Genomic DNA, 12796 nt, shown 5'->3' on the forward strand with positions numbered 1-12796 from the left:
GTTTTTCCTTCTTATTATTACCATTTACTTTACATTTTTATTATATAACGCAAATCCATGTAAATCAATATATGGTGTTAAATTTATTTTTCGACACTACATATTGTGAAAATAAATCATTTTTTTCATAAAATAAGCCACAAAAAGCTATGTGCTTTCTGTGGCTTATTTAGCATTAATATTGCATTTAGTTAATTACTCCTCACCCTCGAGACTTAACCCTTTAACATGCTTGCGATTGAGCTGTTTCTTCACTTTCCGATAATTTTTGGATTTGAAAATGATATCGTAATCATAGTTTTCAGGATACAGTTCACTTCCTTTAATGTGAAGCTGCAATCTTTTATGGTTAAAAGCTTTCTTTTCGCCTTTCATTTGCACGATGTAATTCCCATTGCTGTCAGGTCCTTTATATACAATTCCAGTCTCATTCGTAGCGGGAATCGTGACATTGTCTCCTTGTTCAAACTGCGCTACCTTTTCTTCAATGGCTTCCTTATTTTGTCGAGTTTTTCTGGCGTATTTATTTGTCGTGATTTGCTGCACATAATGAAGGTCCTTCAAATCAGCCTCACTGGCATCATGAGGGTATGACTGCTCTCCTTTATACGATATATCGTGTGCTTTTCTGATTAACTGCGGGTGCAATCCAAGCTTCAATGCAATATCAAACGCCTGGCTTTTCCCGCTTTGCCCTAATAACAAACGATACGTTGGTCGCAGTGTCTCGAGATTGAACTCCATCGAGCCATTCACAAACCCTTCTTTCCGGTCGGCAAAATCTTTCATTTCACTGTAATGGGTCGTTGCAAAGAGTGTTGCCCCTTTTTCAAACAATTGCTCCAAAATGACGATGGCCAACGCCATCCCTTCACTCGGATCCGTTCCAGAACCAAGCTCATCCAGCAGTACAAGTGATTGATTATCGGTTTTCTTTAAAATGTCGATAATGTTCAAAAGACGTGAACTGAATGTGCTTAAATTCGCTTCGATGCTCTGTCCATCGCCTATATCCACATAGATTCGATGGAAAATGTGGAGTGAACTTCCCTTTTCCGCTGGAATGAACAAACCTGTTTGTGCCATCATGGTCAGCAGTCCGATGGTTTTTAGCGTGACGGTTTTCCCGCCAGTATTCGGACCCGTAATGACCAGTGCCCGATCTTTTTCTCCGAAATGGATGGATAAAGGAACCGCATTCCCTTTCAGCATAGGGTGCCTCGCTCCATTCAAATGAATGTTATAGTCTTCATTCAACGTCGGACGTTCCCCATCAATGGAGACGCTGTACTTTGCTTTCGCAAAAATGATGTCATAATGATGCATCGTGTCCATAGCAATGTTGATTGCTAGTTCTTGTTCTAAGAATTTTTCGGTCAGTTCGTACAATATCTTCTCCACTTCATGCTCTTCTGAAATTCTCAAGTACTCGATCGACTCTTGCATTTCTTCCAGTTCTTTCGGCTCCATGAATAACGTAGCGCCTGATGCAGAGGAATCAATAACAGTCCCTTTTACTTTAGTTCGGTACTCCCTTTTGACGGCAAACACATAACGGCCATTTCTTTCGGAAACCATGGCTTCCTGCAAAAACTGCGCAAACGTTTTTGACTTCACCATCGTTTGTGCTCGTTCCTTCACCTTAGCCAGTTGCATGGATAACTGTCTTCGAACAGTTGAAAGTTCTTTCGTAGCATAATCGTCTACTTGACCGTGTCTCAAGCAGCGCGTAAGTTCAGCTTCCAACTCATTTAAATCCCCTATTGATTCCGCATACAAATGGATAGTAGGTGCTGCGTACTGTTTATCTTTCATAAAGCGCTTCAGTTTATTACAGTGATCCAGGAAAGAAAGGACACGAGTAAACTGATCAGCCCGAATGTACAATCCTTTCTTTGCCTGTTCGATGTATTGCTCCATATCACTTAATGTATGAATCGGCACACTGGCACTGATTTTCATAATTTGCAGTGCTTCATGCACCTCACCTAATCCATGTTCAATACTTTTCTTATTCGTGGTCGGTCGCAATCCCTCGATTGAGTTCTTCGCCCGCTCCGTAATCGCAAAGCTCCCTACTTCCTGTAAAATTTCCTGATATCCCAATACATCAATTGTTTGTTGATTCATTATTAAATCCTCCCTTTTTTCCAAATAAAAAAGCCGACATGAAAACACTCATGACGGCTTAGAAGATATTGCATGTAATGGAGCCCCTGATTTGTGCACTAAATCGGTTTTGGTTGACGAAAATCAAACAAATGACCGTTTATAGACACAAAAAAAGCGATGACAAATACATGCCATAGCTGGAAATTCCATTCTTCTTTGCTATGATGCTTGTTCTTAACAATTCTTGAAAAGCGCAACCTAAATAAACCAAGCATTTTCTTGGTTTTTGCTACTTTCAAGACCGTATTAAAATGACGGATTAGTTAAGAACTGCCACACTCATAAATAAACTCCTCTTTCGGATCTTTCTTTTACAAATTCAGAATATGCGAATTTCAGAATTTTGTCAATTATAGGAACCCGTTTCAGCAGGACTTTTCATCTATTTATAGAATAACCACATGACAAGATACTATTATTGAACTTTTCATTCTTCCAGCATATCAATCTTCATTGCTACATACGTATTATCGTCGCATTTTTTGTCAAAACTAGTTACTAATTTGCGATACATGTTGTTATCACTCTTTTTATATCGTAGCTAATGAATATTTTGGAGGAACGTCGTGAAAAAGTACTATTTATTAATCGCCTTATGTATGTTAATCGTTGGCTGTTCACATTTTTCTGCCCCTGAATTGCCAATCGACAGTATTCCGGTCGCCAATGCAATGGAAATTGAAATGGCAAAAAAACCTATAAAGCCAATCACAGTCAAAGCATTCAAAATTGAAAAACCCGTGGTAACAACCGCGAAACTTGTTGCAATTGGCGATATCCTGCTACATCAACCCGTATATAAAGATGCAAAAATGTCTGACGGAACATATGATTTTACGGCCATGTTCGAAAAAGTGAAGCCTTTTATCGAAAGTGCTGATATTGCAATTGCCAATCAAGAAACGATGATTGGGGGTCCGGAGCTGGGTCTTTCCAGTTACCCCAAGTTCAACAGTCCTTATGAGATTGGAGATGCGTTGAAGTACTCGGGAATCGATTTAGTGACCATCGCAAACAATCACACGCTGGATAGAGGAGAAAAAGCAATTCTTAACGCCATTGATTATTGGGATCAAATTGGGATGCCATATACGGGTGCTTTTAAATCGCCAGACGACCGGAATATGGTACGGACTGTCACGAAGAATGACATCACTTTCTCTTTCCTGTCCTATAGTTATGGCACAAATGGCATGCCAGTTCCTGAAGGCAAACCTTATTTGATTAATTTGATTGACTTGCCGTTAATTGAACAGGACGTAAAAAAGGCGAAAACCATTTCGGACGTGGTGGTCGTATCCATGCACTGGGGAAATGAATATGAAAAAACACCAAACGACAAACAAATTAATTTAGCCAATGAGCTTTCAAGCATGGGCGTTGATATTATCATTGGCCATCATCCTCACGTTCTTCAACCTGTTGATTGGATTGAACGGCCGGACGGAACGCGAACATTCGTCATGTATAGTTTAGGAAACTTTTTATCTAGCCAAGAGGGTTTGGAGAAATTGACAGGTGGCATTGGTGGCGTGGAAATAACGAAAGTCGTGGATTCGGAGAAAACGGTTATCAAGTTGGATCACCCTAGTTTCGTACCGACTTATGGTTACTACAAAAACAAGAGTGACTTCGAAGTCATCCCTATGCATTTGTTAACGGAATCTTATTTACCTGGCTATCAAACGCACTATGAGAACACCCAAAGACACATGAACGCATTAACGAATGAACTAACGTTTATTGAAAAATAATCGATAAATGAAAGAGGACGGCTCTATAGCCATCCTCTTTTTTGTGTTTTTTACCCTATGCCTTATCTTTGGATTCATTTTTCATCTAGCAGCTATCTTGATGCAACTCAGGATAGTTTGCAGCCTCAATTATTGTCTAAATTAAAGCATGTTTGACAAAGCCTGGCATACAATTATTTGTAGGCAAACGAACGGAGGCGAATTGATGTCGAACGAGTTTGTGGTAAGGTCATTAGACGAAATTCGATTTTGGGCAAGAATTATGAAAGAACATGCTCTATTTTTAAGTTTAGGATTTTCTGCAAATGATAAAAAGCTTATTGAGGAAGCTCTACAGTTCATTGCTGTCTTTGAAAGAATTGAAGAGCAGTTAGCCGGTTACTCGGTGCATACCGATCCACGACAGATTAAAGCTTTCAACACGCAGGTGTATCAAGCAGTTGCATCCATTTGGGCGTATAAACGAAAAGTATTAGGACTCATTCTTCGTTGTGAAATCACGTCAAATAACTACCCTTTACTGGTTGATCATACGAGTAGAGAAGCCGCTTATTTTGCTAATCGATTAAAAGATTTGAATGAAGGTAAATTACAGCCTTTACCCGAGGCCATCATTGAAGAAAATGTATTCTTCCTTAAAATTATGGCGGACCATGCGAAGTTTATCGGGCATTTATTAGACCCAAGCKAACGAAAATTGGTCGATCAGGCAAGAGAATTTAGCAACGATTTTGATCAGTTAATGTTCCAGGCAATTGACTTGGATAGTATGAGACCACAATCAGAAACGACCCCTCTACTCGATCATTTTTTAGATCAAAATCGGGTGTCCGTCGTTGCATTAAGAGACTTTAAGAAAACAGCCCGTGATTTAATTGAAGCATGCCGGATTAAGAGTGATATTCATCCTCTTTTAGCGGATCATGTTTTTAGAGAAGCCGAACGGTTTATTGAAATCATTGATATTTTCGAGGTAAGTCTTTCAAATCCTAAGCCCGAAGTCAGTTTATAAAGAAGCCGTCAGCTTTAACGGCTTCTTTTTGTTTTCTTTTTAGTTTAGATTATTCAGGCATCACGAATGCAAGATGACCCACATTATTTGAACGAGCGAAAAGTATCGATAAAGGTTTGCGGATTGCTGTGAATGTTGAATGGAAAAACGCCTTGATGGGTATGGAGGTATAAAATTCCCGCTTCTGAAGAAAAAGACTTGTAGGAAACATCCAGTACCTGATTGAGTGTAAATTTTGTTCTGGCTGTCGTCACGTTTTCAGATGTGATGGTTAGTTCATGATGCGTGGCAATTTTCTGTAGCTTGTAATAAAAGTCGATTTTTCGTTCTACTTCCGTGTAAACAATCATGGCGTGTTGTTCTTTATTCATCACCCGACAATCCTCCTTTGCTTTAATGGTACAGGAGATATGCCAGAAAAAGCAAAACATACAAAGGACCAGGTCCAATGTATGTTAAGACGTTTTTGCCGCTTTCTTCTTTCGGGGAGCCGGCCTCTTCTTTTTGGTTTTATCCAGTGACGCTTGAAGTGCAGACATTAAATCGGTCACATTTGAAGGTGCTGCAACTTGTTTCTCACTCGCCGTTACGGTCTTGTTGCCAGTTTTCTTCTCTTCAATCAATTCCATCAGTGCAGTACGGTAGTCATCCGTATATTTTTCGGGTTCAAACGTCGTCGTTAATTGCTCCACCAATAACAAGGCAGTATCAAGTTCTTTCTGAACGATAGCCGGTTCACTCGGGATATTTGGGACTTCCTTCGCACTTCGTACTTCATCTGGAAAATGAATCGTTTCCATAATCAAAATTTCGTCGTAAACTCGCACTACTGCTAGCTGTTCTTTTGAACGGATCATGATTTTGGCAACGCCAATTTTCCCAGATTCAGTTAATGCTTTTTGCAGAAGGGAATACGCTTTCCCTCCTCCCCCATCCGGCGCCATGTAGTAGCTTCTTTCAAAGTAAATGGGGTCGATTTCTTCCAATTTCACGAAATCAATAATTTCCACTGCTTTGTCTTCATTGTCCTTTTTCAATTTCTCCAGTTCATCGTCGTCCAACACCACAAATTTATTTTTCGAATACTCGTAAGCTTTAACAATGTCTTCGCTTTGTACTTCTTTTTTACAGCCGGCACATACCTTTTGGTAATTGATTGGCGTGTTGCACTCTTTGTGTAATTGTCGTAATTTAATATCCTTATTTTCTGTCGCAGCGTGAAGCTTAACTGGAATATTGACCAGTCCAAAGCTGATACTTCCTTTCCAAACAGTATGCATATTCGATTCACCACCTACATTTCTTTTTCTTACTATGCTTTTTTTGCCTATATTTATGTATCAGGTGCGGAAAATTACAAAAGCTAGGAAAAACAATCGAGAGTAGGATAAAAATTGAAGCCGATGCTTTTAACTGCTGCAACAGAAATTCCAACGGGAAAAGACTGGTTGTACGAAGTGAAATACGATGGCTTTCGTTGCCTTCTTGAATGGGTGGATGAAACGCCCACTCTCAAAAGCCGGAATGGCAAAGTGCTCAATCCGATGTTTCCTGAAATCATTGATTATTGTCAGGACATTTATGAGAATATCCGCTCCTTTTTGCCCTTGATGCTTGACGGAGAACTAGTTTATTTGGTGAATGACCAACAAAGTAACTTTTCCATTGTACAAATGAGAAGCCGTATGCGAACACAAAGCGTCATCAGTAAACATGCTCAGGAATTCCCTTGTCATTATGTTGCATTTGATTTGTTAACCTGCAAAGGCGAAACGCAACAAAGTGTTCCTTTTTCAGAGCGTAAGCAGCTTATGCGTAAGTTGTTTAAATCCCTCAATTTGCCACACTCCGTGGATTATCAGGATTTTGCACGAATTCAAATGGTTGAGGAAAACAAACACAGCAAGAAATTGTGGAATGAAGTAAAAGTAAGTAATGGTGAAGGTATCGTTGCCAAAGGAAAAATGAGCAAATGGCAAAGTGATAAACGCACCAGCAACTGGATGAAAATTAAAAACTGGAGATATGTCACGGTCATTTTATCCAAATACGATCACAACAATGGTTTTTTCCATGGATCCATTTATGGCAAAGGACAGTTGATTGAAGTTGTTACTTTTCGTCACGGGCTGAAAAAAGAAGAAATGAATACATTAAGGACGTTATTCGAATCAAATGGCACCTTAATTTCTTCGAATGTATGGGAACTTGAACCATCCATTTGCGTAGAAATTGCATGCATTGATTTCGATGGCAAACACCTAAGGGAACCGCGATTTCATGCATTCGTCTTTGACAAAGACTCTGCCGATTGCGATTGGAAACAAATGCAACGTCAGCTTTATCCTTTACCCGAAAATGTAAAAATCACGAATCCGGACAAGCCCGTGTGGCCATTATTAGGTTTGAACAAAGATGATTACTTACTTTACTTGCAACATGTCTCTCCCCATATGTTGCCTTTCTTGCAGGATAGACAACTGACCGTCATCCGCTTCCCGCATGGTGCTGAAGGAGAAAGTTTTTATCAAAAAAATGCACCTGATACATTTCCAGATTTTCTCGCGACCTCAGCAGGAGATGACATCACACATATGGTGTGCAATAACCTGGAATCCTTACTATGGCTTGGGAATCAGTTGGCATTGGAGTTACATATTCCTTTCCAGACAATAGGAACAGAAAAGCCGACAGAGATTGTGTTTGACTTGGACCCTCCATCCGTTCAAGAGTTTTCATTGGCCATAGAAGCCGCGCAGCGAATGAAAGCTATCTTTGATCAATTTGGTCTTGAATCCTTTGTGAAAACTTCTGGTCGCAAAGGTTTGCAAGTTTACATTCCTTTGCCTCTTGATCGTTTTTCTTATAACGAAACACGCGTGTTCACAAAATTTGTTTGTGATTTTTTATGCGAACAGGAACCTCAATGGTTTACAACAGAGCGCTTGATTAAGAACCGCCACAACAAATTGTATTTGGACTATGTGCAGCATCATGAAGGGAAAACCATCATCGCACCCTATTCTGCTAGAGGAACTGAAAAAGGTTTGATTGCCACACCGTTAACTTGGGATGAAGTACACGATTCCTTGAAACCTGATCTATTTTCCATACCCGCCGTTTTGGAACGCCTGAAAAACAAAGGGAATCCTTTTCGGAATTTCCGGGATACAGCTGACGAAATGAAGTTTGCCGATGTTCTGAGTCAACTGCAAGAATTAGTGGAAAATAAGGCATAACTCATTGAATTTTTTATTATCGGAGAAACTAAATACTAAAAATAAGGAGGATTCGGATGCAAATTGAAAATCCAATGATTACAGGTGCAGGACTACCTAGTGATCCACAACAAGCAATTGTGATCTATAATTGCGATTTCTGTAACGGGGAAATTTATGAAGAAGATATCTGCGTGGTGTACGAAGGGTTGATTTTTTGTAGTAGCGACCATCTGGGCGAACATTTGGTGAAACATGACCTTGCCGAAGAAATCACCGCACATACTGAAACTTCACATTGAATGGATTCAACAAAAGAGCATCGGCTTAGCCGATGCTCTTTTACTGTTATAAATATTAAACTTCTACAACCATTCCAATCCCCGCTTCTTTTGCTTTAGAATAGACGCCTTTTGCAACAGCAAGGTCGAAATAGGCAGCTCCTACGGATTTGAAGAAGGTGATTTCTTCTTGTACTTCTCTTCCCGACTTCGTTCCAACAACAAGTTCTCCGAGTTGGGCATGAACGTCTTCAAATGACCAGTTCCCACTATCTACAGCGTGCATCAATTCACCAGCTTCATCTTTTACGCCAGCCAAGTCGTCCACCACAATTTTGTCTGCACTTAACACTGTTGTTTCGTCCACTTCACGCATATGAGGCAAGTAGGAACCTACGCCATTTATATGGGTTCCTGGTTGTAAATCACATCCCATGAATACAGGTTCGTTTGATCGGGTGGCACAGCAAATAATGTCCGCATGCTTCACCGCTTTTGAAACATCAATTTCGATTTCAAAAGGCACGTTCACTCCAAATGTACGTAATTTCTCGCCAAATGCTTGCGCTTTTTCCGGTGTCCGATTAACCAAGATGATTTTTTCGATGGTACGAACCGCCAGCACGCCAAGTACTTGTTCAAAAGCCATTGCCCCTGTTCCGATGACTATTAGGATTCGGCTATCTTTTTTTGCCAATAAATCCGTTGCGATGCCACTAAGTGCACCTGTTCGCAGTCGTGTCAAATACGATGCGTTCATCATTGCGACATGCTCGCCATTGGTCGCATCGGAAAGTAGCACGACCCCTTGTGTGGTTGGCTTTCCTTCGGCCGGATTTCCTGGAAAAATCGTTACTACTTTGACCGCTGTTACTTCGCCAGCCATATCGGCGCTCGGCATATATAATGCGGATGCTTCGTGTTGAGGAAATTCGAGTACTGTGCGATGGGGGTTATTGATTTTCCCTGCTTCTATAGCCTTTAATACCGCTGCGATATCTTCAATGGCATCAACCATTTTATAGAGTTGTTGAATCTGATGTTCGTTGATGATTAACATGGTCTTCCTCCTAACAAAAAACATTACTTCCCACACTAATAAATGATTTCGTGTGGTGAGCTGAACATAAGAGAAAAAAAGAGCCGCTTACGCGCGACTCTCTTTTCCTACCACGATTCGTTTAGATTGTTGTCGACTGCGATCTTTCACAGCCCAAATTGCAACTAGTGAAATAAGTGCAGTGAACACGATGTAAAGTGCAACCGGTACATACGAATTATCAAAACGTGCTAGTAATGCCGTAGCAACAAGTGGAGCTGTACCACCCGCTAATGCTGCACCGATTTGATAGCCTAATGAAATGCCCGTATAGCGTACTTTTGCATCAAAGATTTCCGAAAACATCGTGCCAAGAACTGCTGTAATCGGTGCCCAAATGATTCCGAGTCCAATAACTGTTGCGATAATCAATAATGCAACTGACCCTTGTTGAATCATCCAGAAGTATGGGAAAGCAAAGAGTGCCATGCCGACCGTGCCAGCAACGTATAACTTTTTGCGTCCCACTTTATCCGATAAGTTCCCCATGATTGGGATTAATATCGTCGTAACGACGGTAGCAATCATAACGGCAGTTAATGTAGTTGTTCGTGTATATCCTAAATTTGTTGTTGCGTACGATACGACGAATGTGCTGAAAATATAGAAAGGTGCAGTTTCTACCACTTTCGCTCCAATAGCTATCAACACTTCACGCCAGTGGTATTTCAGTGTATCTGCAATCGGCAATTTTGGAATATCGCCAGATTCCTGCACTTTTTTGAATTCAGGTGTTTCATCAATGCCTTTACGAATCCATAAACCAAAAATAACTAATAAAGCACTTAAAATAAATGGCACACGCCAGCCCCAGGTCATGAATGACTCTTCAGGAAGTAACGTCATCACCCATAAAGCGATCGTTCCCATCAACATTCCGATGGTTACGCCCATTTGCGGGATACTACCAAACAATCCACGTTTTTCAGGGGGTGCATATTCTACTGCGAGTAAAAGTGCGCCTCCCCATTCCCCGCCGATTCCCAAACCTTGCACTAAGCGAAGTGTAATCAATAAGATAGGAGCCCAAACGCCTATTGCTTGGTAAGTTGGCAATAAGCCCATTCCAAACGTAGCAATCCCCATTAAGCTTAACGTTAAGACGAGTGTTTTCTTGCGTCCAATGCGGTCACCGATATGACTGAATATCACGCCGCCAAACGGACGGATGAAAAAAGCTAAAGCAAATGACGCATATGCTAATAAAAGTCCTACAGTCGGATCTTCATTAACGAAAAATAGTTGGTTGAAAACAAGTGCAGCAACTGTTCCGTATAAGAAATAGTCAAACCACTCTATTGAACTCCCTACTAAACTCGCAATCAAGATGCGACGGGTTTGTTTTTTATCCATCATAAATCCCCCTTATGTGAAATGAAAATTGAAGTGACACTTTAATTTATCTTCCGAGATTCATTTTAGACAGTTATAAATTTTCTGTCAATACTTTGTCACAATTTATATTTCATTGCTGTTTGAGTGATGTATTATGAGAGTAAGAGATTATGATGAAGCGAGGAATTCTTATGCCACAAGAATCAATTGGGGATACATTAAAAAGTCTTCGCAAAGAACGGAAAATGACGTTAAAGGCTTTGTCTGAACAAACCGGGGTATCCATTAGTTTTTTATCACAGGTGGAACGGGGAAAATCGAGTGTTACGCTTGAATCGCTAAAGAAAATTGCAGACGCATTAGGTGTAAATCCGAGTGTGTTTTTTGCAGAAGAACATTCACATGACAATTTGGCTATCCGAAGGGAGCGTTTTTATTACAAGGACTTATCTCATGGAGTTCGAGATGCTAGCTTTTCCCCTATTTTAGTCACACTTCAACCGGGAGAAAATGAAGGGAATGCATTTTCACACGGTGGACATGAATTTCTGTTCGTAGTGGAAGGCGTATTAACGGTCGAAATGGATGGCAATCGAACTGAACTTCGTGAACAAGAATCCACTTTATTCGATGCACGTAAGACACATTATTGGTTCAACCATACTGAAAACGATGTACGATTTTTGGTCGTATCATCGAAAAATTAACCAAACCTCCTCAGAAATCMAGAGGAGGTTTTTTGTGTAGCTTTTCGGTCAATTGGTATGGCAACACACTATGTTAAATATTATGTTTTATAGACGGAGGTTGTTGTTATACTAGAAAAGGAAATCTCGAGGAGGATATTAAAAGTGACTTTTAGTTTCAAAAATAAATTAACATGCTTGATTGTGGGTAGTGCCCTTATTTTTTCTGGTTGTGGCACGACAAGCATGGACGATGAGAAGTATGAGCCTGTTGTAAAAGAGACGACAGACGAAGATTCCGGTTCTGCAGATCAAGAAAGCGTCGTTGACGATAAGAAGCAAGACGACAAGCCTGCCGATAAAGTAACTACCATTAAGCCGGCGGAATCTAAGTCCGCTACGAAAATCATAACAGCACCTCAACAAGGTACGACGGATCAAATCCCTGTGACATTGGTCTCGACGACGGACGGCGATACGATTCGCGTGATGTATAAAGGCGTGGACGAACCGGTCCGTTACTTGTTAATCGATACACCGGAGACGAGTCACCCTCGTTTAGGAAAACAACCTTTCGGGCCCGAAGCCAAGGAGCGAAATCGTGCTCTCGTGAACAGCGGAAAGTTAACACTTGAATTTGATATTGGTGAGAAACGAGATAAATATGGACGTCTATTGGCTTATGTATATGTCGACGGCAAAAGTGTACAGGAAACATTGATCCGTGAAGGATTGGCACGCGTTGCATATGTCTATCCACCAAATACTCGTCATTTAAATCCTTACGAAGAAGCACAAAAAGAAGCTCAGTCGAAGAAAGCCGGATTTTGGGCAATTGAAGACTACGCCACCGATTCAGGATTTGCAAGCTCATCAACGACTTCTTCACAGAGCGGTTCAAGCAGCGATAACTCTTCTGGATCAAATAGTTCTGTGACTACCAATCCCGCAGGAACAACTGAGTGGTTCGATAACTGTACGCACCTCCGTACCAAGTATCCGAACGGAGTGCCGAGTGACCATCCGGCCTATCAACCGAAAATGGACCGTGATAAAGACCAATTTGCGTGTGAGCGTTAGGTTGAATAGTTGCGTGAGTTCAAGATATCCACTGTAATCTACGATTTGTGCAACCTGGAATGGGATTCTGTCTACCTGGACATCGATTCTGTCTACCTGGAACGCAATTCTGTCTACCTTGACATCGATTCTGTCTACCTGGAACGCAATTCTGTCTAC

The 12796-nt window shown here is 40.8% G+C and carries 11 protein-coding genes; 6 read left to right on the top strand and 5 right to left on the bottom strand.

All coding sequences use genetic code 11. The features are described from left to right. Positions 1-195: 195 nt before the first annotated feature. Positions 196-2130 (bottom strand): endonuclease MutS2, encoded by a 1935-nt coding sequence (locus tag AC1DSL_RS03975; RefSeq protein ID WP_477531249.1) that lies wholly within the window; start codon positions 2128-2130, stop codon positions 196-198. A 608-nt stretch (positions 2131-2738) separates the two neighbouring features. Here AC1DSL_RS03975 and AC1DSL_RS03980 point away from each other — a divergent pair. Together AC1DSL_RS03980 and AC1DSL_RS03985 are read left to right on the top strand one after the other, a co-directional pair. Then, the gene (locus AC1DSL_RS03980; protein WP_477531250.1) at positions 2739-3926 is read left to right on the top strand and encodes a CapA family protein; all 1188 of its coding nucleotides are present in this window, start codon (positions 2739-2741) and stop codon (positions 3924-3926) included. Positions 3927-4131: 205 nt separating this feature from the next. After that, the gene (locus tag AC1DSL_RS03985; RefSeq protein ID WP_477531251.1) at positions 4132-4938 is read left to right on the top strand and encodes a DUF2935 domain-containing protein; all 807 of its coding nucleotides are present in this window, start codon (positions 4132-4134) and stop codon (positions 4936-4938) included. Positions 4939-5021: 83 nt separating this feature from the next. Here AC1DSL_RS03985 and AC1DSL_RS03990 read toward each other — a convergent pair whose 3' ends face one another. Further along, positions 5022-5309, bottom strand: a complete 288-nt coding sequence (locus tag AC1DSL_RS03990; protein WP_477531301.1) for a hypothetical protein — start codon at positions 5307-5309, stop codon at positions 5022-5024. 84 nt (positions 5310-5393) lie between these two features. After that, entirely contained in the window at positions 5394-6218 is an 825-nt protein-coding gene (ku, locus tag AC1DSL_RS03995) for a non-homologous end joining protein Ku (protein ID WP_477531252.1), read from the bottom strand. Between the two features lie 114 nt (positions 6219-6332). On the opposite strand from ku, the gene AC1DSL_RS04000 reads away from it, so the two are divergent. Both AC1DSL_RS04000 and AC1DSL_RS04005 read left to right on the top strand, forming a co-directional pair. Continuing rightward, positions 6333-8177, top strand: coding sequence for a DNA ligase D (locus AC1DSL_RS04000; protein WP_477531253.1), 1845 nt, complete (start codon positions 6333-6335; stop codon positions 8175-8177). A gap of 56 nt (positions 8178-8233) precedes the next feature. After that, the gene (locus AC1DSL_RS04005) at positions 8234-8458 is read left to right on the top strand and encodes a hypothetical protein (RefSeq protein WP_016428730.1); all 225 of its coding nucleotides are present in this window, start codon (positions 8234-8236) and stop codon (positions 8456-8458) included. 55 nt (positions 8459-8513) lie between these two features. Here AC1DSL_RS04005 and AC1DSL_RS04010 read toward each other — a convergent pair whose 3' ends face one another. Together AC1DSL_RS04010 and AC1DSL_RS04015 are read right to left on the bottom strand one after the other, a co-directional pair. Further along, on the bottom strand, positions 8514-9497 hold the full coding sequence (locus AC1DSL_RS04010) for an ornithine cyclodeaminase family protein (protein WP_477531254.1): 984 nt from the start codon (positions 9495-9497) through the stop codon (positions 8514-8516). Positions 9498-9584: 87 nt separating this feature from the next. Further along, a complete protein-coding gene (locus AC1DSL_RS04015; protein WP_477531255.1) occupies positions 9585-10889 on the bottom strand; it encodes an MFS transporter in 1305 nt (434 codons plus the stop codon). Positions 10890-11062: 173 nt separating this feature from the next. Here AC1DSL_RS04015 and AC1DSL_RS04020 point away from each other — a divergent pair, with 173 nt between their 5' ends. Further along, a complete protein-coding gene (locus tag AC1DSL_RS04020; protein WP_477531256.1) occupies positions 11063-11578 on the top strand; it encodes a helix-turn-helix domain-containing protein in 516 nt (171 codons plus the stop codon). A 144-nt stretch (positions 11579-11722) separates the two neighbouring features. After that, complete coding sequence (locus tag AC1DSL_RS04025; protein WP_477531257.1) at positions 11723-12637, top strand: thermonuclease family protein; 915 nt, start codon at positions 11723-11725, stop codon at positions 12635-12637. Positions 12638-12796: the final 159 nt, after the last annotated feature.

The organism is Paenisporosarcina sp. P4_D4 (assembly GCF_056401835.1).

Bases quoted from the DNA above. Each gene is read 5' to 3' on its own strand.
- AC1DSL_RS03975 (WP_477531249.1), bottom strand. From the start codon at position 2,130: ATGAATCAACAAACAATTGATGTATTGGGATATCAGGAAATTTTACAG.
- AC1DSL_RS03990 (WP_477531301.1), bottom strand. From the start codon at position 5,309: ATGAATAAAGAACAACACGCCATGATTGTTTACACGGAAGTAGAACGA.
- ku (WP_477531252.1), bottom strand. From the start codon at position 6,218: ATGCATACTGTTTGGAAAGGAAGTATCAGCTTTGGACTGGTCAATATT.
- AC1DSL_RS04005 (WP_016428730.1), top strand. From the start codon at position 8,234: ATGCAAATTGAAAATCCAATGATTACAGGTGCAGGACTACCTAGTGAT.
- AC1DSL_RS04010 (WP_477531254.1), bottom strand. From the start codon at position 9,497: ATGTTAATCATCAACGAACATCAGATTCAACAACTCTATAAAATGGTT.
- AC1DSL_RS04015 (WP_477531255.1), bottom strand. From the start codon at position 10,889: ATGGATAAAAAACAAACCCGTCGCATCTTGATTGCGAGTTTAGTAGGG.
- AC1DSL_RS04020 (WP_477531256.1), top strand. From the start codon at position 11,063: ATGCCACAAGAATCAATTGGGGATACATTAAAAAGTCTTCGCAAAGAA.